This window comes from Streptomyces sp. NPDC055400 (genome assembly GCF_053644375.1).
Map to the genome: position 1 here is coordinate 342,898 of NZ_JBSHLM010000006.1, position 24,249 is coordinate 367,146.

Genomic DNA, 24,249 nt, shown 5'->3' on the forward strand with positions numbered 1-24,249 from the left:
CTCGCGCTGCGGCGCGGGGGCCCGCCCGTCTGTCGTTCAGTTCGCCGAGCGGATCTCCGCGCGGCTCGCCGTCGTGTCCAGGGTCCGGAGCACCTCGCGCGGATCGCCGCCCCGGACGACCGCCGAGCCGATGTCCTCGCGGATCGCGGCCCGCACGTCGGGCCAGGACGCCTGGTTCACCGGCTGGAACTCCGCCCGCGGCATCTGGTCGATGAACTTCCACAGCGGGCGCTGCGCGGGGTCGGAGCGCAGCGAGTCCGACGCGGAGGCCGTCACGGGCAGCGCCGCCTGGCCGCCCCCGTACGTCCTGGCCGACTTACGGCTGTAGAGGTACGTCAGGAACTCGCCGCACTCGGCCTTGCGGCCGTTCTGCTGGAACGCGAGCAGCCAGTCGCTCAGCCCGACCGGCGCCGCCGCGCCCCCGTCCCGCTGCGGGAACGCCGCGTGCGCGTAGGGGACCTTCGCCCGGTCGGCGGCGCCCATCAGGACCGGGTGGGCGATCATCATGCCGATCTGCCCGCGCAGGAACTGCTCGTATGCGGCCGTCCGGTCGAGGAGCTGCGGCGCGGCGCCCGCCAGTCCCTCGCCGACGAGGCGGTCACGCAGCCAGGTCAGCGTCTCGATGTTGCTGGTGGTCGCGAAGTCGTAGCCGGTGACGCCCGCGTAGGTGCCGCCGCCGGCCAGCAGCCAGGCGAGCGCCTCGTCCTCGGCGGCCTCGGGGCCGAGCTGGAGCCCGTACGGAGTCTTCACGCCGATCGCCTTCAACGCCTTTGCCACGGCGTGGAGTTCGTCCCACGAGGCGGGCGCCGAGACGCCCGCCCGCTCGAACAGCTTCGTGTTGTAGAAGAGGCGCGGCGTGCTCGCCATGAACGGGATGCCGTACTGGACGTAGTGGGACGTGCCCGCCTGTGTGAACGACTGCGTGAAGTCGGCCTGCGTGGGGATGTCGAAGAGTTCGGACACCGGGTAGAGCCTGCGCTGGTCGGCGAACGTCGCGAAGACGTTGGACTGCGCGATGTCCGGCGCCTTGCCGTCCTTCACCCGCTGGGCGAGGGTCCGGTCCAGCCTGGCGAACGGGATCCGCTCCACGTGGACCGTGACGTCCGGCTTCACCTTCTTGTACGCCTTGACGACCCGGTCCCACTGGTCGCCGATCGAGGATCCGACGCTCTGGTCGTAGCTCGCCACCATCAGTTCGAGGGAGGCCTTCGACGAGCCGGAACCGCAGCCGCTGAGCCCGTAGGCCGCAGCGCCGGTGAGCCCGGCCGCCTGAAGAAGGAAACGTCGCCGCCGCACTGCTCTCGCCCACCCCTTGGTTGCACGCCAGATCGGTGGCAGATTCTGCCACATAGGCATAGCATGACTTCATGCCCGGTAGCTCTACGACTGAGACGCTGACGGAACGACGCAAGGCCGCCACGCGCCTCGACATCGCCCGCACGGCGGCGGCGCTCTTTGTGGAGGACGGCCTGCGCGCCACCCGCGCCGAGGACATCGCCCGCGCGGCGGGGGTCGCCCCGCGCACCTTCTACCGCTACTTCGCGACCAAGGAGGAAGCGGTCGCCCCGCTCTTCGCCGCGGGAGCCCAGCAGTGGGCGGAGGCTGTTCGTGACGCCCCGGCCGCACTGTCCGTGCCCGAGGCGCTGCGGCACGCCGTCGCTCACTCGCTCACCGCGGACGACGCGGCGAACGTGGAATCCCTGGAGTGGGTCAGGTCCCTGCTGCGCATGGCGGCGGAGAGCCCGGCGCTGCAGGCGGTGTGGGGCACCGCCTGCCACGCGTCGGAGGCGACGCTGCTCGCGGTGCTTGCGGAGCGGGTGGGGGCGATCGCTTCGGGTGCTTCGGGTGACTCGGGTGCTTCGGGTGGCTCCGGTGCCTCGGGTGGCGCTGGTGGTGCCGGTGATTCCGATGGTGCCGGTGCTCCCGATGGCTCTGGCGCACCGCAGGCCCCCGCCTCGCTCGCCCTGCGCATGGCCGCCGGGGTCGCCTGCACGGCCGTTCGCGTAGGCGTGGAGACCTGGGCCGCGAGCGACGCCCCGGCGGACGGCGAGCTCGGGCCCGCGGCGCTCGCCGCGCGCTGCCTCGCGTCGCTGGGCGACTTCCCGTGGGCCCCCGCCTGACCCTCCGTCCACGCCCGCACCCCTCGAACTCCCCTGTTCCACCCACGACTTCTTCTGGAGCACCCATGAACAACCTCACCGGCAAGACCGTCCTGATCACCGGCGGAGCCCGCGGCATCGGCGCCGAGATCGCGCGCCGCGCCGTCGAGGCCGGTGCCAGCGTCGTCGTCACCGATGTCCTGGAGGACGAGGGCAAGGCCCTCGCCGCCGAGCTCGGCGACCGCGCCCGCTTCATGCGGCACGACGTGACCTCGGAGGAGGACTGGACGGCCGCCGCCGCGTTCGCCACCGCCGAGTTCGGCGGGTTCGACGGCCTGGTCAACAACGCGGGCATCTCCACCGGCCAGCCCCTGGAGACGGAGACCGTCGAGCACTTCCGCAAGGTCCTCGACATCAACCTCACCGGCGTCTTCATCGGCATGAAGACGGCCATCAACGCCATGAAGGACAACGGCGGCGGCTCCATCGTCAACATCTCCTCCGCCGCCGGCCTCATGGGCCTCGCCCTCACCGGTTCCTACGGTGCCTCCAAGTGGGGCGTGCGCGGCCTGACCAAGCTCGCCGCGGTGGAGCAGGGCACGGCGAAGATCCGCGTGAACTCCGTCCACCCCGGCATGACCTACACCCCGATGACGGCCCAGCTCGGCATCCAGCAGGGCGACGGGGGCTACCCGAACACTCCGATGGGCCGCGTCGGCGAGGCGGACGAGATCGCCAAGGCGACCGTGTTCCTGCTCTCGGACGACTCCTCGTACGTCACCGGCGCCGAGCTCGCCGTCGACGGCGGCTGGACCACGGGCCCGACGGTCAAGTACGTGATGGGTCAGTAGGCGCCCCAGGCACCCCCAGGCATCCCTGAAAAGCCCGGTTCTCCGCGAGGACGCCGGGCCCCATACCGGCAGGGTCACTTCGCCCGAACCGTGTTACTCGGGCCGAATGTCGTTCAGACTGTCGACGATGATTACGGACGGCGGCTGCGCGGGCGCGGGCACCTGAATGAGAATGGGCACATAGGCTATATCGCCGTGCCTGAACTCGGCCTTCGCTGAAAACCGGTAGCAGACGACCGCATTCGGACTGCTGCGCGTCGCATAGCACCGAAGCGTCGCCTTCGTCGGCGTGGCCTGCGATTTCTGTGACAGGGAACCTGATTCACCCGCTGATGCGCCCCATTCACCGAGCGCCAGACAGCAGGTGGCTGCGGCTGCAATGCTGACACCCCGCAATGCTGCCTTATTCATCCTCATCACCCCGAAATCTGCGAGTGAACTGAGTTTTTCTATCGTCGCATGCCGGCAAGGCACGCGCGAGGCGCTCCGGGTCCGTCGCGCGTGAAAGGCAGTCGAGGACTTCGACTTGATTCTGGTCCCGCCGCGGTCGTGCCGTCTGTGCTGATGCGCTGCCGAAGGCGCGGGTCCTGAAGGGGATGCGGAAGTCCGCCCCCGAGGGCGCGGCGGACGGGGCGGGTGACGCGTCCGCGGTGAAGGAGGGCGAGCCGAAGACACCGGTAGCCGCCGGACAGTTCGGAACTGTCCGCTCATGCGAGATACGTCACGGTCCGGGGCCAAAGTTCCGGACAGTGGTGTTGACTGGGCCCATGCCTGAGCACCTGTCGTTCTTCCAGCAGATAGGCGTGGCGTTCCTCGCGGCCGCCACCGTGGTGTGGGTGGTCGGTCTCGTCCGGCTGGTCCGCCATGTGGGCTGGGGCACCGAGCGGCCCCTCGCCTCGCTGCCGGGGCAGGGCGGGCCGCCCGCGCTGGAATCCGTGCCGCTGACGCCGGACGAGCGCGACGCGTTCGCGGGACTGGTACGGCAGTTCAGCCGTCGCTAGCTGCCGGCCAGGGGCTGTACGCGGCTAGCCGCAGCTGGGGCGGGAGCGGTCGGTGGCGCGGCGCTTCATCGCCGCGCGGGCCTCGTCCTGCGTGGCGTACACCTCGCACATGTGACGGCCGTCCGGCGTCGCCGTGTGCTCGATCTCCCAGAGGCTGATCTCGCTGCCGTCGTGCAGCAGGAACGCGTGCTCGTACAGCGTGAATCCGAGGCGCGGGCGGCCGAACGCCTGCGTGATCTGGTGCGCGCACGCGGTGTGCAGGAGCCCGGCCGTGCCGGGTCCCGGGCGGTCCTCGTTCTCCGCACGGCGCAGCAGGCGGCGGGCGTGGTCCGCCGAGTCGTCGGCCGCGTAACTGCGGCGCGGCTCGGGGACCGACGGGAGCTGGAGCGGGAGCGGAAGCTCGAAGTCGGGGGCGGCCTCGCGGGGCAGCGGGAGGCGGTCCGTCGCCAGGTGCAGGTCGTCCTCCGAGGTGTACACCTCGTGCTGGGTCCCCCGGCCGGGCATCGTGTTGTGGACGAGCTCCCACAGGGTGAGCGCGCTGCCGTCCGCGAGCAGCCACGTGTGCCGGTACGTCTCGCGGTGCAGGCCCGCGCTGTGGTGCGCGGAGTGCAGCGAACTGTCGTACGCGAGCGCGCAGTCGAGGCGGGCGAGCGCCTCGTCGGGCAGCTCGAAGGAGTTCAGGGCCCGTCCCAGCAGGCGTCCGAGGTGCTCGTCCGGCTGGCGCGTGCCGTCCGGCTGACGCGACTCGTGCGACTCGGGTGGCTCGTACGCTGCGGTGTCGTACGGAACGCTCAAGGCATCTCCCGGCGTTGCTACATGTCACCTTGTGGGTGCATACCGTAGCCCCTAGGTCGGACATCATGTCCTCGAAATCGGAAACGAGCGGGCCGCGCGGGGAAGTTCCCGCGCGGCCCGCTCTTGTGCCTGCTCTTTTCGGCGGCCCGCGGTTCGGGTGCCTGCCTTTCGGCGGGCGCCCCGGGGGCTCGGGGCGGGCTCAGGCCGCGCTGCCCGCCGTCCACTGGCTCCACGACATGTTCCAGCCGTTCAGGCCGTTGTCGGGCGCGATGGTGGTGTCGGGGGAGTGCTTGACGGTCACCACGTCACCGATGAGCGAGTTGTCGTAGAACCACTTGGCGATCGTCGCGCCGCCCGCGCCCTGGACGTCCGCGAGGCCGATGCAGCCGTGGCTGGTGCCGGCGCGGCCGAAGGGCGGATTGCCCTTCGGGTACCAGTAGTTGCCGTGGATGAACGTCCCGGACGAGGACAGGCGCATCGCGTGCGGGACGTCGGGGATGTCGTACTCGCCGCCGAAGCCGACCGTCGAGCCGTTCATCCGGGTCCGCACGAACTTCTCGGAGATCACCATCTGCCCGTTGTACGTGGTGTGCTGGGCGCTGCCGGCCGAGATCGGGATCGACTTGATGGTCCTGCCGTCCCGCACGACCGTCATCGTCTGGGTGTTCACGTCGACCGTGGAGACCTGGGAGCGGCCCACGGTGAAGCTGACCGTCTTGTTCTGGACGCCCGTCACGCCGTTCGCGCCCTCCACGCCGTCCAGGTCGATCTTCATCGTGACCTTGGAGCCGGCCTTCCAGTACTCCTGCGGGCGGAAGTCGAGCCGCTGCGCGCCGAACCAGTGGCCCACGATCTGCTGGCCGCCGCTGGAGGAGACCGTGATGTGCGACTGCACGGCCTTCTTGTTCGTGATCGCCTTGTCGAACGTGAAGGAGACCGGCATGCCGACGCCGACCGTGGTGCCGCCGTCCGGCGTGTACGTGCCGATGAAACTGCCTGACGTGGTCACCGTCGTGAAGATCGAGTTGGCGGCGGCGGGGCGGCCCTCGGAGTCCTGTGCGGTGGCCGAGATGCGGTACTTCGTCCCTCGCTCCAGCTGTTCCTTGGGCTTCCACGCAGAGCCGTCGGCGGTGAGCGAGCCGGGCACGGTCTTCCCGCTGTCGGGCTCCGTCATCGTCACGTCGGTGAGCTTGCCGGACCTGACCTTCACGCCCGTCGCGTTGATGGACGCGCCCGTCGAACCGTCCTTGGCCGAGATCGTGATCCGAGCGGCGGACGAGCCCTTGTCCTTGCTGTCGCCGTTCTTGCCGTCTGCGTTCTCCGCGCTGGCGTTGCCGCCGCAGGCGGTGAGGGTGAGCGCGCCGACGGCGAGCGCGGCCGTCGCCACCAGGACCCGCCGCGCGGTGCGCCTGCGGCCCCGCTCGCGCTGCCGGGGATGCTGCTGGTGCGCGGCTGTGTCCGGGGTTGTCACGAGATGCTCCAGGATTCGTCAGTTACTCCAGTGTGAGTAGAGAGGGCGAACTGACCGGAAAGGTTCCTTCGGGGGATGTGAACGGAGACACAGGTCACGTCAGGAACCGGGCGAAGCCGCCCGCTACGTGAGCCCCGGGCTGCGTAAGTCATGGGACGCCCTGGGTGTCTTGGCGCGCCCCGCGCCTCAACTCCCGTACAGATCCCGGTACGAGAGGAACGTCCCGCCCGGCCCCCGCACCGAATCCGCCGTGAGCACCGCCCGCACGATCGCCCGCGTCACCATGTCCGCGCCCGCCGCGAGGATGTCGTTCAGCGCGAGGGGGTTGGCCTCGTCGAGCGGGCGGGCGCCGGTCGCGACGGCGAAGACGGTGTCCCCGTCGTTGAGGAGATGCACCGGACGGACGGCGCGCGCGATGCCGTCGTGCGAGGTGCCCGCGAGCTTGTGCGCCTCGGAACGGGTGAGCACCGCGTCCGTGGCGACGACGGCGAGCGTGGTGTTCATCGGCGGCGCCTGTCCGGCGGCCTCCTCCTTGGCCCGTGCGATCCGATCCTGCGCCGCCGCGTGCGCCTCGGGCGAGGGGTACGGATATGGGTGTGGGTGCGGTTCGCCGTTCCGCGCGGAGGCGGGGGCGGAGGCTGAGGCGGACTCCGGGGCGAAGAGCTGCCCGTAGAGCGCGCCCGTCGCCGGATCGACCGCGGAGCCCACCGCGTTGGCCACGACCAGCGCCGCGACCGTGATGCCCGAGTCGAGCACCGTGCTCGCCGTGCCCACGCCGCCCTTGAGCCCGCCGATCACCGCGCCCGTGCCCGCGCCCACCGAACCCTCCGCAACGGGCGAGCCCGGCACGGAAGCGGCCGCCGCCTCCACCGCCGCGCGGCCCGTCGCCGCGTCGGGCCTTGCCCCGAACTCCCCGCCGCGCCCCAGGTCGAAGACGCACGCGGCGGGGACGACCGGCACCACCTCGCGCGGCCCGGCCCCCACCCGTACGCCCCGGCCCTGCTCCTCCAGCCACGCCATGACACCCGACGCGGTGTCCAGGCCGTAGGCGCTGCCGCCCGTCAGGGTCACGGCGTCGATGCGCCGGACCACGTTGCGCGGGTCGAGCGCGTCCGTCTCCTTCGTGCCCGGGCCACCGCCGCGCACGTCCACGGCAGCGGTCATCCCGCCCTCGGGCGCGAGCACCACCGTCGTCCCGGTCAGCCAGCCGCCCTCGCCGATGCGGGTGGCATGACCGACCCGCAGGCCGGCGACATCGGTCAGGGCATTGCGCGTGGGCGTCGTCATACGGCATGCGTATCACGTGAGTTGGGCCCCGGGGTCGCCTCCGCGCGGGCCCCGGCGGCGGCTGCCGGGCCGCGTGCGCGGCCGTGATCCCCGCCGCCGTCAGCGTGATCCCCGCCGCCGTCGGCTCGCGCCGACCGGCAGGTGACGCACGGGGCTCTGGTTCGCCCAGGCGACGACCAACGCCTCCCTTTTCCTCTACGCGCGGGACGCACTGTGGATGAGTAAGGGACTCCCGCCCCACCCACACCAGGAAGCGGACATGAGTCCTGCCCTTCCACAAGCTGGGCGAGCTCAAGCGGCGGGGCCTCGGCAAGCCCCTCCCGCCGCACGACACCCCGACGTCCGCCCTCGAGCAGCCGGCCAGGGCCAGGAACATCTTCACGGCCCACGTCCTCACCACGGTCCGAACGGCCCGCACCCCGGCAGCCGGCCCCCGACGGACGTACGCTGGAGGCATGAGCACCGCCCCCACCCCCGAACCGCGCGATCCGAAGAACGCGCTGGTCTTCGACGATCCGCTGAGCACGCAGTCCTCGGACGACACGGACCGAGGGTGGGGCGAGCGGCCCACCACCGGCGGCGACAGCGCCGCCGATCTGGCACGCTTCCTCGACGAGAAGCCGCCCCACCACCTCTGAGCCGGGGCTACCGCTCGGTGTGACCAGAGCCGCGCTGCGCCACCAGGGCGTCGCGGATCTCCTTCAGGACCTCCAGCTCGGACAGCTCGACGACCTCCGCGGCGCCTTCCTTCGCGGCATCCCGGGCCGCCTTCTTGGCCAGGTACTTGGCCATCGGCAGCACCATCAGGAAGTACACGACCGCGGCCGTGATCAGGAACGTGAGCGTGGCGCTGAGCACCGTGCCCCACAGGATCTCGATGCCGTCGTCGCCCGGGCACGTGCCCTTCAGGCACGACTTGTAGCCGTCCAGGTCCTTCGTGCCGAACGCGCCGACCAGCGGGTTGATGACGCCCTTCACGACGGCGTTCACGATGTTGGTGAACGCGGCTCCGATGACCACCGCGACCGCAAGGTCGATCACATTCCCGCGCATCAAGAAGGCCTTGAAGCCCTCCCACACGCCGGGCTTCTTCTTCTCGCTCACCAGAAGGCCTCTCTTCACTTGTGCAGGACGTGGAGCAAACAGCTCCGCAACCTACGACAGCGCGTGACGGGCCTGTCCAATTCGCTGACTCGAACGAGGGACTTGACTTCGAAACCGTGCGGACCGGCCCGTCCGGGGGCCCGAAAATGATCACCACAGCGTCACCGCCAGCCGCGAGGTGGCACCGGCCCCGGCGAGCCGCGCCGCCGTCGTCCGAGGCACGGACAGCACGATCAGCGCACCACCTTCCGCGACAGCATCGCCGGCCGACTCGGGCGACTCCGGTACGGAGCTGACCCGCGCCCCCGCCGCCACGACCCTGCCCCCTTGGCCACCGGAGCCCTGCCCATCACCGGCGCCGACGCCGGCTCCCGCGCCCGCCGCCACGACGTCGACCCGGTCGCCCGGCCGCAGCAGCCGCACCGCCGCCGCGTCCGCGATCCGCACCGGCGCGGACACCATCACGGCCGACTGCCGCACCCGCTCCCGCCCTGACGCGGACTCTGAGGACCCTGACCCGGCACCGGACGACCCGGCACCGGACGACCCCGCCCCAGATGACCCAGCCCCTGAAGGCCCCGCAGCCACCACCACCGCCGCCGTCACGGCGAGCCCCGCGGCGACCGCCCGCCGCCGGAGCCGGCCCGCACGGCGCGCCCGCCACCGCCCGCCGCGCACCCGCAGCGGCGCGAAATGCGGGACCTCGCACGTCGGGGGAGTGCTGAACGGGGACATGGGCGACCACCACCTGGATCGAGAGGCATCGAAAGTCTCGGAGCGCGAGGCAAGCTCGAAAGCTCGCCTCGCGCTCCACGATCCAGGCCCGCGCCGATTCCCGCTGAGCCCCGTGTACTACTCCCCGGTTGTGGACAACTCCCTCACCCGAAGGCGAAGTTCAGCCACCCTCTCTTCCGGGTTACGGCAGCAGGATCCCCGGATCCATCCCCCCGAGCGCCCTCATGCACAAGCAGTCCCGCTCGCCCTCCGCCGGCAGCTCCGCCACCGCGTCGAAGAGCACCGCCCGCAACCGGTCCACATTGGCGGCGAAGACCTGGAGGACCTCGTCGTGCGAGACTCCCTCGCCCGAGTCGGCGCCCGCGTCGAGGTCGGTGACCAGGGTCAACGACGTGTAGCAGAGCTCGAGTTCACGCGCGAGCATCGCCTCGGGGTGGCCGGTCATGCCGACCACCGACCAGCCCTGGGAGGCGTGCCAGCGGGACTCGGCGCGGGTCGAGAACCGAGGCCCCTCGACCACGACGAGCGTCCCGCCGTCCACCGGCTCCCAGTCGCGTCCGCGCGCCGCCTTCACGGCGGCCCGGCGTCCGGCCGGGCAGTACGGGTCGGCGGGCGACACGTGCACGACGTTCGGCACGCTCCCGTCCGCCAGCGGCTCCCCGTCGAAGTACGTCTGCGCGCGGGCCTTCGTCCTGTCCACGAACTGGTCGGGCACCAGGAGCGTCCCCGGTCCGAACTCGGGCCGGAGCCCGCCCACGGCGCACGGGCCGAGAACCTGCCGGACGCCCACGGAGCGCAGGGCCCAGAGGTTGGCGCGGTAGTTGATGCGGTGCGGCGGCAGATGGTGGCCGCGGCCGTGGCGGGGCAGAAAGGCGACCTTCCGGCCCGCGATCTCGCCGAGGAAGAGCGAGTCGCTCGGTGCCCCGTAAGGGGTGTCGACCTGGACCTCGGTCACGTCGTCCAGGAACGAGTAGAAGCCGGAGCCGCCGATGACTCCGATCTCGGCCGTGACCTGTGTGTTCGCCTTGTTCGCCGTGCCCGGGACTGTATTCGCCATGTCCGGCACAGTATCCGCCCGGGAACGCCGAAAACCCTGTCGCCGCAGGACGACAGGGTTCCGTAAGAACTTGGCCGAAGCCGAGCGGTCTTAGGCGGCAGAAGAGCTCGAGGACGAGCTCGAAGAAGAAGACGAAGCGGAGGCCGAGGACGTCGACGCGGGGGACGACTTGGAGTCCGAGGACGAAGACTTCGTGTCCGAGGTGGTCGGCTTCGCGGACGACGGCGCCGGCGAGCTGCTCGACGAGGAGCCGCGGCTGTCGTTGCGGTAGAAGCCCGATCCCTTGAAGACGATGCCGACCGCCGAGAACACCTTCTTGAGGCGTCCGTCGCAGCTGGGGCACACGGTCAGGGCGTCATCGGTGAACTTCTGCACCGCCTCGAGGCCCTCGCCACACTCGGTGCACTGGTACTGGTACGTCGGCACTTGCTTCCTCCTGGCACTCTCACTCGATGAGTGCTAACGACAATCCATAGTGACGTATTCCGCGAGATCAGTCCACTGACACGGGCACTCGGTGACCGATACCACGTGCCACGGTCCGGCCGGTCGACGGCGGGACGAGGCGGGACCGCAGGGTCGCGAGGAGCAGTACGGCGAGCACCGTGCCGCCCATCGGGACGAGGAATCCGGCGCCGTCCCACAGGCGGTCCTCCAGCTGGCCGGCGACCGTGACGGCCGCTGCCTGGCCGAGCGCGACCGCGCCCGTGAGCCACGTGAAGGCCTCGGTGCGGGCGGTCGGCGGGACCAGCTTCTCGACGAGCGTGTAGCCCGTGATCAGGGCCGGGGCGATGCACGTGCCCACCAGCAGGCCGATCCCGGCGAGCAGCAGCACCGACTGCGCGGCCCAGAGGCCGGAGGCGGTCACGGCGAGTGCGGTGTAGGCGAGCAGGAGGCGGCGCTGCGGCGCGATCTTCCAGGCGACGGCTCCGCAGACGATGCCGGAGAGCATGTTGCCACCGGCGAACGTCCCGTAGAGGACACCGTTCAGGCCGGGCTCGCCGATCGACTCGGTGAAGGCGGCCAGGGCGACCTGCATGCCGCCGAAGACGGAGCCGATGCCGAGGAACGCCACGATCAGGACGCGCACTCCAGGGGTCCGCAGCGCGGAAACGTGCTCCACGCGTGCGTGGACCTCGCCGGCGGTGCGGGAGGGCTGGGGCTGCGTGCCGCGCTGCGCGGCGAACAGGAGGCCGCCCACGAGTGTCAGGGCCGCCTCGGTGACGAGACCGGCGGCGGGGTGCACGCCGGTGCACAGGGCGGTCGCGAACAGCGGGCCGAGGACGAACGTGAACTCGTCCGTGACCGACTCGAAGGCGGCGGCCGTGGTCATGAGGGGCGAGCCCTGGAGCTTGACGCCCCAGCGGGCCCGCACCATGGGGCCGATCTGCGGGGTGGAGGCGCCGGTCGGGACCGCCGCGACGAACAGGGCCCACAAGGGGGCGCCGGTGAGTGCGAGCACCGTCAGCAGGAGCACGGACGCCGTGTGCAGCAGCACGCCGGGTACGAGGACGGCGCGCTGTCCGAAGCGGTCGGCGAGCTTGCCCGTGAAGGGGGCGAACAGCGCCATGGAGACGCCGGTGGTGGCGGAGACGGCGCCGGCGGTGCCGTACGAGCCGGAGGTGTGCTGCACGAGCAGGACCGTCGAGATGGTGAGCATCGCGAACGGCTGCCGGGCGGCGAAGCCGGGGAGCAGGAACGTCCAGGCGCCGCGGGTGCGCAGCAGCCGGCCGTATCCGGGGCGCTTGTCGGTGACCGTGGCCGTGTAATTCTCTGGCACGGCCCTTGCCTTTCTGCCGCCTGGTAGCGCTGCCCCGGTAGGGGTGTGCGCCGAGAGCCGTCCTCATGCGCCGGGAACCGAGTGATACCGGGGTCCGCGCCAGGAGGGCCTGGGCCATGCAGGGTATGCAAGGGAACCGCGGCCGCTTTGCGGTCGCGCCGGCTCTACATCAGGCAGAGTCGGTGGAACTTCAAGTGTGTACCGCCCATGTTAACGGCCGGACGGGCCGCTTTCTTCCGCGTAGCGGAACTTCATCCACCGGTCATCGACCCGCCATCCACCCGCCGGTCCCTCCCTGAGCCCCGGCGCTCCTGCTCTCCGCGTACGCGCTACGGCGCTACTGCGCCCGCCGTGTGCGCCTCGGGCCGCCGTTTCCCGCCAGCCATCCTGCGAGCTTTCCGCCCTGTGCCACGGCCCGCAGCCGGGCTTCGGCCTCGTCCCGTACCTGGTCCGTCGCGACCACCAGCAGTTCGTCGCCGTGTCGCAGGACGGTCGTCGGCAGCGGTACGAAGGACTGCTTCTCGCGCACGACGAGGGTAACGGCGGCGCCCGGGGGCATCCGCAGCTCGCTGACCTCGACGCCGTGCATCCGGGACTCCTTGGGGACCGACACGGACAGCAGATGTCCGCGCAGCCTCTCCAGGGGCGCCGATTCGATGCCGAGGTCGGCGGCGGGAGCGGAGTCGCTGCCGAGCCGCAGTTTCCGGGCGAGCCAGGGCAGCGTGGGCCCCTGGACCAGCGTGTAGACGACGACGAGGACGAAGACGATGTTGAAGATCCGGGTGCTGTCGGCGACGCCGTTCACCATCGGGATGGTCGCCAGGATGATGGGCACCGCGCCGCGCAGCCCGGCCCAGGACATGAGGGCCTTCTCCTGCCAGGGCATCCGGAACGGCAGAAGGCTCAGGACGACACTGAGGGGGCGCGCCACCATCGTCAGGACGAGGCCGATGACGATCGCGGGCCAGAAGTCGTCCACGAGGTCGTGCGGGGTGACGAGCAGGCCGAGCAGGACGAACATGCCGATCTGCGCGATCCAGCCGAGCCCTTCGGCGAAGCCTCGGGTGGCGGGCCAGTGCGGGAGTTTCGCGTTGCCGAGGACCATCGAGGCGAGGTAGACGGCGAGGAATCCGCTGCCGTGGGCCATGGCTCCGGCGGCGTACGCGGTGACGGCGATGGCCATGACGGCGATCGGGTAGAGGCCGGAGGCGGGCAGGGCGACGTGCCGCAGGCCGAAGGAGCCGAGCCAGCCCACCGCGAGCCCGATCGCGGCGCCGATCGCCAGTTCAAGGGTGATCTCCCCGACGAGGGCGTACCAGTGCTCGATGGGTCCCGCCGTGGAGAAGGCCAGCACCAGGATCACCACAGGGGCGTCGTTGAAGCCGGACTCGGCCTCCAGGACGCCCGTCACGCGGGACGGCAGCGGCACCTTGCGCAGCACGGAGAAGACGGCCGCGGCGTCCGTCGAGGACACCACCGCGCCGATGATGAGCGCATGCCGCCACTCGAGCCCCACGGCGTAGTGCGCCCCGGCGGCCGTCACACCCACGCTGATGGCGACGCCGACCAGCGACAGCATGACGGCGGCCGGCAGCGCCGGTTCGATCTCTTTCCACTTCGTGCCGAGGCCGCCCTCGGCCAGGATCACCACGAGGGCCGCGTAGCCGATGACCTGCGTCAGCTCGGCGTTGCTGAACGACACGTTGCCGATGCCGTCCTGACCCATCGCCACCCCGATGCCGAGGTAGAGGAGCAGGCTCGGCAGACCGCTGCGCGAGGAGATGCGCACGGCTGCGACGGCGATCAGCAGGACCAGCGAACAGACGAGCAGGAGCTGGTTCAGGTGGTGGACAGTCAGGGGCCGTTTCCTTCCTCCGAAGGTCGTACGGGATGGCCCGTACGGGTGTACGGGGCGCTGCGCAACGATCAGGTACTTCGTTACCTTACCTAATCGTTAACGCTTTCTTGACGCCCTCCAGGGTGACCTCGGGCGGGTTGGGGCCCCGGGTTCTTGACACCGCGTCCGAGGCCGCCGTGCCCTGCGCCTATGGTTGCTCCAGCGCTCCGTGACCCCACAGCCCGCCAGCAGCCCGCTCTGCCGCTCGCGAAGGACAGCAAGGACAGCGATGCCCTCGAACACCAACGCCTCTTCCGGCCATTCGTCCGGCAAGAAGAAGGGGCGCAGAGCCCGACTGATCGTGATCGTGCTGGTCCTGGCCATTGTCGCGGGCATCGGCTACGGCACGTACTGGAGCATCAGTACGGTGCGTGCCTCCTTCCCGCAGACGAAGGGCTCGATCAAGCTCGACGGGCTCTCCGGTCCCGTGGACGTCAAGCGGGACTCCTACGGGATCCCCCAGGTCTATGCCTCGTCCGACGAGGACCTGTTCATGGCCCAGGGCTATGTGCAGGCACAGGACCGCTTCTGGGAGATGGACGTCCGCCGCCATATGACCTCCGGCCGGCTCTCCGAGATGTTCGGCAAGAGCCAGGTCAAGACCGATGAATTCCTGCGGACGCTCGGCTGGCACCGGGTGGCGCAGAAGGAGTACGACTCCAAGCTCTCGCCCGAGACGAAGAAGTACCTCCAGGCGTACGCCAAGGGAGTCAACGCCTATCTCGCCGGCAAGGACGGCGGGGACATCTCCGTCGAGTACGCGGCGCTCGGGTTCACCAACGACTACGCGCCGCAGAAGTGGACGCCGGCCGACTCCGTGGCCTGGCTCAAGGCGATGGCCTGGGACCTGCGCGGCAACATGCAGGAAGAGATCGACCGCTCCCTGATGACGAGCCGCCTCGGCCCGCAGCAGATCGCGGACCTGTACCCGGACTACCCGTACGACCGGCACAAGGCGATCGTCCAGTCCGGCTCCTACGACAGCGCGACCGGCTCCTACGGGGAGGGCTCCGGCGGGTCCGGAAATCAAACCGGCACGGGAACGGGCACCGGAACGGGTACCTCCACAGGCGCCGGAACCGGCATCAGCGCGCAAGGCGCCACAGGCACCGGTCTCGCGGGCGACACCGAGGCCCCCAACGGCCTCCAGAGCCAGCTGACCGGGCTCTCCGACGCCCTGGACCAGGTCCCCGCGGCCGTCGGCCCGAACGGCAACGGCATCGGCTCCAACTCGTGGGTGGTCTCCGGAGCGCACACGATCACCGGGAAGCCGCTGCTCGCCAACGACCCGCACCTGTCGCCGCAGCTCCCGTCGGTCTGGTACCAGATGGGCCTGCACTGCCGGAGCCTGTCGGCCTCGTGCCAGTACGACGTCACGGGCTACACGTTCTCCGGGATGCCCGGCGTGATCATCGGCCACAACCAGGACATCTCCTGGGGCATGACGAACCTGGGCGCCGACGTCACCGACCTGTACCTGGAGAAGCTCAACAGCGGCGGCGGGTACCAGTACGACGGCAAGACGGTCCCGTTCAAGACCCGCAAGGAGACCATCAAGGTCGCCGGCGGCGACGACAAGACCATCACCGTCCGCGAGACCAACAACGGTCCGCTGATCTCGGACCGGGACGACGAGCTGGTCAAGGTCGGCAAGAAGGCGCAGGTCGACGCCGCTGCCCCCGACCGGGGCGACGGCTACGGGGTCTCGCTGCGCTGGACCGCGCTGAACCCCGGCAAGTCCATGGACGCCGTCTTCGAGCTGAACAGGGCGAAGGACTGGACCCAGTTCCGCAAGGCCGCCGCCCACTTCGAGGTGCCCTCGCAGAACCTGATCTACGCCGACACCAAGGGCAACATCGGCTACCAGGCACCCGGCAGGATCCCGGTCCGGGGCAAGGGCGACGGTTCGCTGCCCGCGCCCGGCTGGGACTCCGAGTACCGCTGGAAGAGCTACATCCCGCAGTCCGCGCTGCCGTACGAGTACAACCCCAAGCGCGGCTACATCGTGACCGCCAACCAGGCCGTCATCGACAAGGACAAGTACCCGTACCACCTCACCTCCGACTGGGGTTACGGCACGCGCAGCCAGCGCATCACCGATCTGATCGAGTCGAAGATCGCCGGCGGCGGCAAGATCTCCACCGACGACATGCGCACCATGCAGATGGACAACAGCAGCGAGATCGCCAAGCTGCTCGTGCCCAAGCTGCTCAAGATCGACGTCTCGGACAAGTACGTCCGCGAGGCGCAGAAGCTCCTGGAGAACTGGGACTACACCCAGAACCCGGACTCGGCGGCGGCCGCGTACTTCAACTCGGTCTGGCGCAACATCCTCAAGCTGTCCTTCGGCAACAAGCTCCCCAAGGAGCTGCGGGTCAAGGGCCAGTGCCTGAGCGTGGAACCTGCGGGTGACACCGGCCCGGCGGACGAGGACCGGCGGGTGCGCGAGTGCGGAGAGCGCGACGCGGACTCGGCGCAGCCGGACGGCGGCGACCGTTGGTTCGAGGTCGTCCGCAAGATCATCAACGATGAGAACAACGACTGGTGGAAGGCCCCGGCCACCCGCACCGACGCCGAGACCAAGACCCGTGACCAGCTGTTCGCGCGGGCCATGGAGGACGCGCGCTGGGACGTCACGGCCAAGCTCGGCAAGGACGTGGACACCTGGAGCTGGGGCCGGCTGCACCAGCTGAGCCTGAAGAACCAGACCCTCGGCACGGACGGGCCCGGCTGGCTCCGGTACGTGCTCAACCGCGGCCCGTGGAAGCTCGGCGGCGGCGAGGCGGCCGTGGACGCGACCGGCTGGAACGCGGCCGGCGGCTACGGCGTCATCTGGGTCCCGTCGATGCGCATGGTGGTCAACCTCGCGGACCTCGACAAGTCCAAGTGGATCAACCTCACCGGCGCCTCGGGGCACGCGTTCAGCGCGCACTACACCGACCAGACGGAGAAGTGGTCCAAGGGCGAACTCGTCCCGTGGGTCTCTTCGGAGCAGGCGGTCGGCAAGAACACGAAGGACACCCTGGTGCTGCGGCCCTGACAACGGGCGACACCTTCCGAAAGGGCCCTCCACGCACGCGTGGAGGGCCCTTTCACGTTCCTGAGGACAGGCCGCTCGCCAGGTCGCTCACCGAGCCCCTCACCGGAAGCGGCGCACTCCCGAAGGTGTCACCACGGCGTGCACGGGACGGTCGTGCGGCTCCTCGGGGACGTGCTCGACGACCTCACCGTCGTACAGGAGCACCACGAGCGCCGGATCCGCGTCCGCGCGCCCGAGCCGCGCGAGGACCCGGTCGTACGAGCCGCCGCCGCGGCCGAGCCGCATGCCGCGCCCGTCGACGGCGAGGCCCGGCAGCAGCACCGCGTCGGCCTCCACGACGGCCTCCGTGCCGAGCGGCTCCCCGGAGGGCTCCAACAGGGCCATCTTTCCCGCATGTTGCACGCGCGCGAGGGACCCCGGTCCGTCGTAGGCGCCCCAGTCGAGGTCGTTGTCGTCGAGGAGCACGGGAAGCAGGACGCGCACCCCGCGCGCGTGGAGCGCGTCGAGCAGCGCGCGGGTGCCCGGTTCACGGCCTACCGAGACGTACGCGGCGACGGTGCGTGCCCCGGCCAGCTCCGGAAGTCCAAGGGCCCGACGGGCAAGCGCCCCGGCCGCCGTCTCGACGTCATCGGCGGGCAACCCGGATCTCACCTGGAGGAGTTCTGCCCGCAATGCGTTCTTGTCAGCCTTTGGCAAACACATAGCCAGCTCACAAACCCCTCATATAGGTACCAAGTTAACTGGAAGCAAATCTTCCGCCCAGACGCTACGGATATGGTTCACCGCATGACTGAGTCGCACCCCAGGATCAGCAAGGCTGTCATCCCCGCCGCGGGCCTCGGCACCCGGTTCCTGCCGGCCACCAAGGCAACGCCCAAGGAGATGCTGCCGGTCGTCGACAAGCCGGCGATCCAGTACGTCGTCGAGGAGGCCGCGGCTGCCGGTCTCGACGACGTACTCATGATCACGGGCCGCAACAAGCGGCCCCTGGAGGACCATTTCGACCGCAACTACGAGCTCGAGTCGGCTCTCCAGAAGAAGGGCGACGCCGGCCGCCTCGCCAAGGTCCAGGAGTCCAGCGACCTCGCGACCATGCACTACGTCCGCCAGGGCGACCCCAAGGGCCTCGGCCACGCCGTCCTGTGCGCGGCCCCGCACGTCGGCCAGGAGCCCTTCGCGGTCCTCCTCGGCGACGACCTGATCGACCCGCGCGACCCCCTGCTCGCCCGCATGGTCGAGGTCCAGGAGCAGCGCGGCGGCAGCGTCATCGCGCTCATGGAGGTCGAGCCCTCGCAGATCCATCTCTACGGCTGCGCCGCCGTCGAGGCGACCGAGGACGGCGACGTCGTCAAGATCACCGGCCTGGTCGAGAAGCCCGACCCCGCGGACGCCCCGTCGAACTACGCGATCATCGGCCGCTATGTCCTCGACCCCGCGATCTTCGGCATACTGCGCCGGACCGAGCCGGGCCGCGGCGGCGAGATCCAGCTCACCGACGCCCTCCAGCAGCTCGCCGACGACGAGAAGGCCGGCGGCCCCGTCCACGGCGTCGTCTTCAAGGGCCGCCGGTATGACACCGGGGACCGCGGCGACTATCTGCGTGCCATTGTCAGACTCGCGTGCGAACGTGAGGACCTGGGCCCGGACTTCCGGACCTGGCTTCGCAGTTACGTCACCGAGGAGATGTAGCACCTTGAGCAGCACGACCACGCACGTCACCGGTCAGGAGCACGTCTGGTCGGTGGCGGAGCACCTGGAGGACATCCTCGCCACGGTCCGCCCGCTGGAGCCCATCGAGCTCCAGCTCCTCGACGCACAGGGCTGCGTCCTCGTCGAGGACATCTCGGTGCCCGTCTCGCTGCCCCCCTTCGACAACAGCTCGATGGACGGGTACGCGGTCAGGGCCGCCGACGTGGCGGGCGCGAGCGAGGACTTCCCCGCGGTGCTCACGGTCGTGGGGGACGTCGCCGCGGGCCAGGCCGGGCTGCTCCACGTGGGGGCCGGCCAGGCCGCCCGCATCATGACCGGCGCCCCGCTCCCGCCCGGAGCCGAGGCCGTCGTCCCCGTCGAGTGGACCGACGGCGGCCTGGGCGAGGGCCCGGTCTCCGGGATGCGCGCCCACAGCGCCGCCCCCGAGGGCGCCTCCGGCGAGGTCCGCGTGCACCGCCCCGCCGAGGCACGCGCGCACGTGCGCGCCAAGGGCAGCGACGTGAAGGCGGGCGACCGCGCCCTGGAGGCCGGCACCGTCCTCGGCCCGCCCCAGATCGCCCTCCTCGCCGCGATCGGCCGCGGCACCGTACGCGTGCGCCCGCGCCCGCGCGTGGTCGTCATGTCCACCGGCAGCGAACTGATCCAGCCGGGCGAGGAGTTGGCCGAGGGCCAGATCTACGACTCCAACAGCTTCGCCCTCACCGCCGCCGCCCGCGACGCCGGAGCGATCTCCTACCGCGTCGGCGCGGTCGCCGACGACGCGGAGACGCTGCGGTCCACCATCGAGGACCAGCTGATCCGCGCCGACCTCATCGTCACCACGGGCGGCGTCAGTGTCGGCGCGTACGACGTCGTGAAGGAGGCGCTGACCTCCGTCGGCGACTCCGAGGACGAGACCGGCATCGGCGCCGGCAGCGGCGTCGAGTTCCGCAAGCTCGCCATGCAGCCGGGCAAGCCCCAGGGCTTCGGCACCATCGGCCCCGAGCACACCCCGCTCCTCGCCCTGCCGGGCAACCCCGTCTCCTCGTACGTCTCCTTCGAGCTGTTCGTACGCCCCGCGGTACGCACCCTCATGGGCCTGCCCGCCGCCGACGTCCACCGGCCGTCGGCCCGCGCGGTCCTGAAGTCGGCCGAGGCCCTCAGCTCGCCCGCCGGACGACGCCAGTTCCTGCGCGGGACGTACGACGCCGAGGCCGGGACCGTCAGCCCTGTGGGGGGCGCCGGATCCCACCTCGTCGCGGCGCTCGCCCACGCGGACGCGCTGATCGTCCTGCCCGAGAAGACCACGTCGGCCGAGCCCGGTGCGGAAGTGGACGTGGTCCTCCTCGGCTGAGCGCGCCGTCCGCGCGATACCGTGTCGCGCACAACAGGCCGCGCGCCGCACCGCGGCCCACGGACCGGGAGCGCCAGAGCACCATGAGCAGTTCGCAGGACCGACTGACGCACATCGACGAGGCGGGCGCGGCCCGCATGGTCGACGTGTCCGCCAAGGACGTGACCGCGCGCACCGCCCGTGCCAGCGGCCGCGTCCTCGTATCGCCCCGCGTGGTGGAGCTGCTGCGTGGTGAGGGAGTGCCCAAGGGCGACGCCCTCGCCACGGCCCGCATCGCCGGGATCATGGGCGCCAAGCGCACCCCCGACCTCATCCCGCTCTGCCACCCGCTGTCGGTGTCCGGGGTGAAACTGGACCTGTCCGTCGCCGACGACGCGGTCGAGATCCTCGCCACGGTGAAGACCACGGACCGCACGGGCGTCGAGATGGAGGCCCTGACGGCCGTCTCGGTGGCCGCGCTCACGGTGATCGACATGGTGAAGGCCGTCGACAAGGGCGCCGTCATCACGGACGTACGCGTCGAGGAGAAGACGGGCGGCAAGTCGGGCCACTGGACCCGTCCGGAGGCCGGGGAATGAGCCCCTACCGCGCCCTCGTCGTCACCGCCTCCAACCGCGCCGCCGCCGGGGTCTACGCCGACACCGGCGGCCCCCGGATCGCGAAGGGCCTCGAAGCCCTGGGCTTCCAGGTCGACGGGCCGCGGGTCGTGCCCGACGGGGACCCGGTGGCCGAGGCGCTGCGGGCCGGCGTCGACGCCGGGTACGACGTCATCCTCACCACCGGCGGCACCGGCATCTCGCCCACCGACCGGACCCCCGAGGCCACCCGCAGTGTGCTCGACCACGAGGTGCCGGGCATCCCCGAGGCCATTCGCGCGTTCGGACGGGAGAAGGTGCCCACGGCCGCGCTCTCCCGAGGCCTCGCCGGCGTCGCGGGACGCACGCTGATCGTGAACCTGCCGGGGTCGTCCGGCGGCGTCAAGGACGGCCTCGCCGTACTGGGTCCCCTGCTGACCCACGCCGTTGACCAGCTGCGCGGCGGCGACCACCCCAGACCCGACGGTGGTGCGAGCTGAACACCCCATCCTGGCCGGTCGAGCTGACGGACGGTGACGTCTGCCTGCGCCCGATAAAACTGCGCGACCAGCGGGCCTGGCGCGAGGTCAACCGCCGCAACCGCGACTGGCTGCGCCCCTGGGAAGCGACCATCCCGCCGCCCACGCCCAGCGGCCCGATCGCCCATCGTCCGACGTACCGTCAGATGGTCCGCCATCTGCGCGCCGAGGCGAGCGCGGGGCGCATGCTGCCCTTCGTCATCGAGTACCAGGGGCGCCTGGTCGGGCAGTTGACGGTGGCCGGGATCACCTGGGGCTCGATGTGCTCGGGCCATGTCGGCTACTGGGTCGACGAGTCGGTGGCCGGGCGCGGAGTGATGCCGACCGCGGTGGCGCTCGCGGTCGACCACTGCTTCCGCACCGTGGGCCTGCACCGCATCGAGGTCTGCATTCGCCCGGAGAACGGGCCGAGCCGCCGGGTCGTCGAAAAACTCGGATTCCGCGAGGAAGGGCTGCGGCCCCGCTATCTCCACATCGACGGCGGCTGGCGCGACCATCTCGTCTACGCGCTCACCGTTGAGGAGGTCCCGGAAGGCCTCCTGAGCCGCTGGCGTCACAAGCGTGGCGGCAACACCGCTGGTCCGGGTGGTCCGAGCACCGCGGAGCGGCCGGGCAGTTCGCCAAAATAAAATAAGTGTTCGAAATTGATCGGAGATCGTCCGCCGCAGGCATTAAATTCGCTCGACGGGTGGCGCGTTGATGCCTCAGTCGGAAAAAAAGTTCGAAATATCAGCCAGATCGTGCGACACACCGGCTCAATTGGCGGATGGCCTCACGCAAACCCCTCTACCGTGTGAGGCGTGAGCAGCAGCGGCCTCATCTACGCAGTCATCGTCGGGGCCTGGGCCGCCTACTTGGTGCCGATGTGGCTCCGTAGGCAGGACGAGCTGAACGAGGCCCGTCCGACGGAACGCTTCAGCACCGCCATCCGGCTGCTGTCCGGACGGGCGGGCATGGAGCGCCGATACGCCAAGGACCTGCAGGCGCGCTCGCCCGAAGGGGAGGAGCAGCGCAGCGACCCGTCCGTCCCGGACGCGGCCACCGACTCGGTGGACGTCCGGGCCTTCGCCGCGCCTCCGGTCCGCGGCGAGCGCAGGAGCGAGAACCGGGAGGCCCGCCACGAGCGGCACCCCGGATCCGAAGCCCGCCCCGAGCCCCGGCCCAGGACCTCGCCCGCCCGGCAGTCCCCCGACCGCCAGGTCTCCGCCCGGACCTCCCACGGTGAGCCGACGCACGACCGGCCGAACCGTGACCGGCCCGCGGGCGACCCGCACACGAACGGCAGGTCGGCAACCGGACGCGGCCCCGACCGCCAGCAGTCCGAGCGCCAGCAGTCGGACCGCCAGCAGTCCGACCGTCCGCAGTCCGAGCGCTCCGCGTCCGAGCGGCAGGCCGCCTCGGCCGACGCCGCCGCCCGCGCCCGCCGCTCCAAGGTGCTCGCACGCAGGCGCCGTACGACCGTCATGCTCTTCCTCGCCTTCACGGCCGGCGCGGTCGTCGCCGCCGTCGGCGGGCTCGCGTTCCTGTGGGCGCCCGCGGTGCCCGCCGTGCTGCTCAGCTCGTACATCTTCTATCTGCGGGCCCAGGAGCGGCGTCGCTTCGCGTACGTGATGGACCGGCGCCAGGCCGAGGTCGCGGCGCAGCGGCTGCGCGAGCGGCAGCCCCGCAGGCGGCAGCCCGCCGCGGGCCGGGCCGCCGCGGAGGAGGCCGAAGAGGGGCCTGCGCCAGAGGTGGCGACCGACCCCGGTCTCGAGGCGCTCGCGGCCGACCGGCGCGCGCTCGTCGAGCAGACCGACCACGCCGAGTGGGTCGACCAGCAGCGCGAGCGCCAGCGCGGCCCCGGCCGCGGCGACAGCTGGGATCCGGTCCCGGTGCCCCTGCCGACGTATGTGACCGCCCCGGTCGCCCCGCGCGCCACCGGCAGCGTCGACCTCGGCGCCCCCGACGCGTGGAGCTCGGCCCGCTCCAGCGCGGCGGGTGCGGCGCAGCAGGAGCCGGCCGCGCACACCGGCGAGGAGCCGGCAGTGCCGTCCGGGGACTGCGACGGCGCGGACGAGACGGGGGACGAGCGCTGCGACGCCCGCCGGGCCGCCTCCGCGCGCCGGTCGCGCGAGCGCGGCCGCACCCCGCTCTTCGACCAGTACGACGACGGCGGCCGCCCCCGCGCGGCCAACGAGTGAGACCCGTTCGGGACCACCCTGGCTGACCAGCCAGGACCGGATTTCCGAGCACCCGGATCGGGATGCTAGAGTTTCACTCGTTGCAAGGGCCTGTGGCGCAGTCTGGTAGCGCACCTCGTTCGCATCGAGGGGGTCTGGGGTTCAAATCCCCACAGGTCCACCGCAATTAAGAGCCCCACCGGATTCGTCCGGTGGGGCTCTTGCCTTGCCTGCTCGCTCCCTCCCCGTGGCGCCCGTTCCGCGATGTCGCGCGCGTCACAGCGCCTTGGCGAAGCAGCGGCTCAGTTCCTCGAAGCGGTAGTGGCCGAACTTGCCGCAGGGCGTGTAGCCGCTCGACGCGTAGAGGGCGATGGCCTCCGGCTGCTTGAGGCCCGTCTCCAGGACCATGCGGGAACGGCCGGCCGCGCGGGCGTCGTCCTCCAGGGCCGCGAGTATGCGCCGGGCCAGACCCAGCCCCCGCGCCTCCGGCGTGACGTACATCCTCTTCAGCTCGGCGTCGCCGTCCGAATATCCCTCGTCGTTCTGGTCCTGCGTGCGCCAGCCGCCGGTGGCGAGCGGGGTGCCCCCCTCGTCGTACGCGATCAGGTAGAGGCCGCGCGGGGCGTCGAACATCGTCGGGTCGAGCGGGGTGACATCGCCGTCGTCGCCGTAGCGCTCGGCGTATTCGAGCTGGACGCGGTCGTTCAGCTTGATCGCGTCGGGGTGTCCGAAGGAGACGCGCTGGAGGGTGGGCGCCACGGGGGGGTGAATAGTCATGCCAAGTATCGTATCTCTATGCTGAAGGGCGGCTGTCCG

The 24,249-nt window shown here is 71.0% G+C and carries 24 protein-coding genes and 1 tRNA gene; 12 read left to right on the top strand and 13 right to left on the bottom strand.

The features are described 5' to 3' along the window. Window positions 1-36 precede the first annotated feature (36 nt). Complete coding sequence (locus ACWIGU_RS18545; protein ID WP_454402110.1) at window positions 37-1,296, bottom strand: ABC transporter substrate-binding protein; 1,260 nt, start codon at window positions 1,294-1,296, stop codon at window positions 37-39. Window positions 1,297-1,367: 71 nt separating this feature from the next. Here ACWIGU_RS18545 and ACWIGU_RS18550 point away from each other — a divergent pair, with 71 nt between their 5' ends. Both ACWIGU_RS18550 and ACWIGU_RS18555 read left to right on the top strand, forming a co-directional pair. Next, the gene (locus tag ACWIGU_RS18550) at window positions 1,368-2,120 is read left to right on the top strand and encodes a TetR family transcriptional regulator (RefSeq protein ID WP_454402112.1); all 753 of its coding nucleotides are present in this window, start codon (window positions 1,368-1,370) and stop codon (window positions 2,118-2,120) included. Window positions 2,121-2,185: 65 nt separating this feature from the next. Then, window positions 2,186-2,950 carry a glucose 1-dehydrogenase gene (locus tag ACWIGU_RS18555; protein ID WP_454402114.1) on the top strand — a complete coding sequence of 255 codons (765 nt, stop codon included), beginning with the start codon at window positions 2,186-2,188 and terminating at the stop codon, window positions 2,948-2,950. A gap of 93 nt (window positions 2,951-3,043) precedes the next feature. Here ACWIGU_RS18555 and ACWIGU_RS18560 read toward each other — a convergent pair whose 3' ends face one another. Further along, window positions 3,044-3,361 carry a hypothetical protein gene (locus ACWIGU_RS18560; protein WP_454402116.1) on the bottom strand — a complete coding sequence of 106 codons (318 nt, stop codon included), beginning with the start codon at window positions 3,359-3,361 and terminating at the stop codon, window positions 3,044-3,046. A 356-nt stretch (window positions 3,362-3,717) separates the two neighbouring features. Here ACWIGU_RS18560 and ACWIGU_RS18565 point away from each other — a divergent pair, with 356 nt between their 5' ends. After that, window positions 3,718-3,951 (top strand): hypothetical protein, encoded by a 234-nt coding sequence (locus ACWIGU_RS18565; protein ID WP_454402118.1) that lies wholly within the window; start codon window positions 3,718-3,720, stop codon window positions 3,949-3,951. A 24-nt stretch (window positions 3,952-3,975) separates the two neighbouring features. Here ACWIGU_RS18565 and ACWIGU_RS18570 read toward each other — a convergent pair whose 3' ends face one another. The 3 genes from ACWIGU_RS18570 to ACWIGU_RS18580 form a co-directional block, all read right to left on the bottom strand. Beyond that, a complete protein-coding gene (locus ACWIGU_RS18570; protein ID WP_454402120.1) occupies window positions 3,976-4,746 on the bottom strand; it encodes a DUF6227 family protein in 771 nt (256 codons plus the stop codon). A 199-nt stretch (window positions 4,747-4,945) separates the two neighbouring features. Continuing rightward, window positions 4,946-6,217 (bottom strand): L,D-transpeptidase, encoded by a 1,272-nt coding sequence (locus tag ACWIGU_RS18575; RefSeq protein WP_454402122.1) that lies wholly within the window; start codon window positions 6,215-6,217, stop codon window positions 4,946-4,948. A 186-nt stretch (window positions 6,218-6,403) separates the two neighbouring features. Next, window positions 6,404-7,504: a P1 family peptidase gene (locus ACWIGU_RS18580; protein ID WP_454402124.1), complete on the bottom strand. Its 1,101-nt coding sequence runs from the start codon at window positions 7,502-7,504 to the stop codon at window positions 6,404-6,406. Window positions 7,505-7,959: 455 nt separating this feature from the next. On the opposite strand from ACWIGU_RS18580, the gene ACWIGU_RS18585 reads away from it, so the two are divergent. After that, window positions 7,960-8,142, top strand: coding sequence for a hypothetical protein (locus tag ACWIGU_RS18585; protein WP_454402126.1), 183 nt, complete (start codon window positions 7,960-7,962; stop codon window positions 8,140-8,142). Between the two features lie 7 nt (window positions 8,143-8,149). Here ACWIGU_RS18585 and mscL read toward each other — a convergent pair whose 3' ends face one another. From mscL to ACWIGU_RS18615, 6 genes are all read right to left on the bottom strand, one after another. Beyond that, window positions 8,150-8,611 carry a large conductance mechanosensitive channel protein MscL gene (gene mscL, locus ACWIGU_RS18590; RefSeq protein WP_454402406.1) on the bottom strand — a complete coding sequence of 154 codons (462 nt, stop codon included), beginning with the start codon at window positions 8,609-8,611 and terminating at the stop codon, window positions 8,150-8,152. A gap of 147 nt (window positions 8,612-8,758) precedes the next feature. After that, window positions 8,759-9,088 (bottom strand): RcpC/CpaB family pilus assembly protein, encoded by a 330-nt coding sequence (locus ACWIGU_RS18595; RefSeq protein WP_454402128.1) that lies wholly within the window; start codon window positions 9,086-9,088, stop codon window positions 8,759-8,761. A 436-nt stretch (window positions 9,089-9,524) separates the two neighbouring features. Beyond that, on the bottom strand, window positions 9,525-10,400 hold the full coding sequence (locus tag ACWIGU_RS18600) for an S-methyl-5'-thioadenosine phosphorylase (protein ID WP_454402130.1): 876 nt from the start codon (window positions 10,398-10,400) through the stop codon (window positions 9,525-9,527). Window positions 10,401-10,490: 90 nt separating this feature from the next. Further along, window positions 10,491-10,826 carry an FmdB family zinc ribbon protein gene (locus ACWIGU_RS18605; RefSeq protein WP_454402132.1) on the bottom strand — a complete coding sequence of 112 codons (336 nt, stop codon included), beginning with the start codon at window positions 10,824-10,826 and terminating at the stop codon, window positions 10,491-10,493. A 67-nt stretch (window positions 10,827-10,893) separates the two neighbouring features. Beyond that, window positions 10,894-12,180, bottom strand: coding sequence for an MFS transporter (locus ACWIGU_RS18610; protein ID WP_454402134.1), 1,287 nt, complete (start codon window positions 12,178-12,180; stop codon window positions 10,894-10,896). A 337-nt stretch (window positions 12,181-12,517) separates the two neighbouring features. Beyond that, window positions 12,518-14,038, bottom strand: coding sequence for a potassium/proton antiporter (locus ACWIGU_RS18615; protein WP_454402408.1), 1,521 nt, complete (start codon window positions 14,036-14,038; stop codon window positions 12,518-12,520). A gap of 268 nt (window positions 14,039-14,306) precedes the next feature. Here ACWIGU_RS18615 and ACWIGU_RS18620 point away from each other — a divergent pair, with 268 nt between their 5' ends. After that, a complete protein-coding gene (locus ACWIGU_RS18620) occupies window positions 14,307-17,117 on the top strand; it encodes a penicillin acylase family protein (RefSeq protein ID WP_454402136.1) in 2,811 nt (936 codons plus the stop codon). Window positions 17,118-17,216: 99 nt separating this feature from the next. Here ACWIGU_RS18620 and ACWIGU_RS18625 read toward each other — a convergent pair whose 3' ends face one another. Then, window positions 17,217-17,819 (bottom strand): 5-formyltetrahydrofolate cyclo-ligase, encoded by a 603-nt coding sequence (locus tag ACWIGU_RS18625; protein ID WP_454402138.1) that lies wholly within the window; start codon window positions 17,817-17,819, stop codon window positions 17,217-17,219. A gap of 84 nt (window positions 17,820-17,903) precedes the next feature. On the opposite strand from ACWIGU_RS18625, the gene galU reads away from it, so the two are divergent. The 7 genes from galU (at window position 17,904) to ACWIGU_RS18660 (ending at window position 23,614) form a co-directional block, all read left to right on the top strand. Continuing rightward, window positions 17,904-18,806, top strand: coding sequence for a UTP--glucose-1-phosphate uridylyltransferase GalU (gene galU / locus ACWIGU_RS18630; protein ID WP_453773725.1), 903 nt, complete (start codon window positions 17,904-17,906; stop codon window positions 18,804-18,806). Between the two features lie 4 nt (window positions 18,807-18,810). After that, window positions 18,811-20,160 carry a molybdotransferase-like divisome protein Glp gene (gene glp / locus ACWIGU_RS18635; protein WP_454402140.1) on the top strand — a complete coding sequence of 450 codons (1,350 nt, stop codon included), beginning with the start codon at window positions 18,811-18,813 and terminating at the stop codon, window positions 20,158-20,160. Window positions 20,161-20,243: 83 nt separating this feature from the next. Continuing rightward, window positions 20,244-20,738 (top strand): cyclic pyranopterin monophosphate synthase MoaC, encoded by a 495-nt coding sequence (moaC, locus tag ACWIGU_RS18640; protein ID WP_116512507.1) that lies wholly within the window; start codon window positions 20,244-20,246, stop codon window positions 20,736-20,738. Further along, the gene (locus ACWIGU_RS18645; RefSeq protein ID WP_356275654.1) at window positions 20,735-21,235 is read left to right on the top strand and encodes a MogA/MoaB family molybdenum cofactor biosynthesis protein; all 501 of its coding nucleotides are present in this window, start codon (window positions 20,735-20,737) and stop codon (window positions 21,233-21,235) included. Before moaC ends, ACWIGU_RS18645 begins: the two co-directional genes overlap by 4 nt. Then, on the top strand, window positions 21,232-21,903 hold the full coding sequence (locus ACWIGU_RS18650; protein WP_454402409.1) for a GNAT family N-acetyltransferase: 672 nt from the start codon (window positions 21,232-21,234) through the stop codon (window positions 21,901-21,903). The genes ACWIGU_RS18645 and ACWIGU_RS18650 overlap by 4 nt, the downstream gene beginning before the upstream one ends. 171 nt (window positions 21,904-22,074) lie before the next feature. Then, complete coding sequence (sepX, locus tag ACWIGU_RS18655; RefSeq protein ID WP_454402142.1) at window positions 22,075-23,454, top strand: divisome protein SepX/GlpR; 1,380 nt, start codon at window positions 22,075-22,077, stop codon at window positions 23,452-23,454. Between the two features lie 86 nt (window positions 23,455-23,540). After that, window positions 23,541-23,614, top strand: a tRNA-Ala gene (locus tag ACWIGU_RS18660). Window positions 23,615-23,709: 95 nt separating this feature from the next. Here the strand turns inward: ACWIGU_RS18660 and ACWIGU_RS18665 are convergent. After that, on the bottom strand, window positions 23,710-24,210 hold the full coding sequence (locus ACWIGU_RS18665; protein WP_454402144.1) for a GNAT family N-acetyltransferase: 501 nt from the start codon (window positions 24,208-24,210) through the stop codon (window positions 23,710-23,712). Window positions 24,211-24,249 lie beyond the last annotated feature (39 nt).

What these genes read in the sequence shown, in the direction of transcription:
- ACWIGU_RS18580 (WP_454402124.1), bottom strand. Translation starts at nt 7,504, where the DNA reads ATGACGACGCCCACGCGCAATGCCCTGACCGATGTCGCCGGCCTGCGG.
- ACWIGU_RS18665 (WP_454402144.1), bottom strand. Translation starts at nt 24,210, where the DNA reads ATGACTATTCACCCCCCCGTGGCGCCCACCCTCCAGCGCGTCTCCTTC.
- ACWIGU_RS18600 (WP_454402130.1), bottom strand. Translation starts at nt 10,400, where the DNA reads ATGGCGAATACAGTCCCGGGCACGGCGAACAAGGCGAACACACAGGTC.
- ACWIGU_RS18620 (WP_454402136.1), top strand. Translation starts at nt 14,307, where the DNA reads ATGCCCTCGAACACCAACGCCTCTTCCGGCCATTCGTCCGGCAAGAAG.
- ACWIGU_RS18625 (WP_454402138.1), bottom strand. Translation starts at nt 17,819, where the DNA reads ATGTGTTTGCCAAAGGCTGACAAGAACGCATTGCGGGCAGAACTCCTC.
- ACWIGU_RS18555 (WP_454402114.1), top strand. Translation starts at nt 2,186, where the DNA reads ATGAACAACCTCACCGGCAAGACCGTCCTGATCACCGGCGGAGCCCGC.
- galU (WP_453773725.1), top strand. Translation starts at nt 17,904, where the DNA reads ATGACTGAGTCGCACCCCAGGATCAGCAAGGCTGTCATCCCCGCCGCG.
- ACWIGU_RS18550 (WP_454402112.1), top strand. Translation starts at nt 1,368, where the DNA reads ATGCCCGGTAGCTCTACGACTGAGACGCTGACGGAACGACGCAAGGCC.
- ACWIGU_RS18565 (WP_454402118.1), top strand. Translation starts at nt 3,718, where the DNA reads ATGCCTGAGCACCTGTCGTTCTTCCAGCAGATAGGCGTGGCGTTCCTC.
- moaC (WP_116512507.1), top strand. Translation starts at nt 20,244, where the DNA reads ATGAGCAGTTCGCAGGACCGACTGACGCACATCGACGAGGCGGGCGCG.
- ACWIGU_RS18645 (WP_356275654.1), top strand. Translation starts at nt 20,735, where the DNA reads ATGAGCCCCTACCGCGCCCTCGTCGTCACCGCCTCCAACCGCGCCGCC.
- ACWIGU_RS18560 (WP_454402116.1), bottom strand. Translation starts at nt 3,361, where the DNA reads ATGAATAAGGCAGCATTGCGGGGTGTCAGCATTGCAGCCGCAGCCACC.
- ACWIGU_RS18585 (WP_454402126.1), top strand. Translation starts at nt 7,960, where the DNA reads ATGAGCACCGCCCCCACCCCCGAACCGCGCGATCCGAAGAACGCGCTG.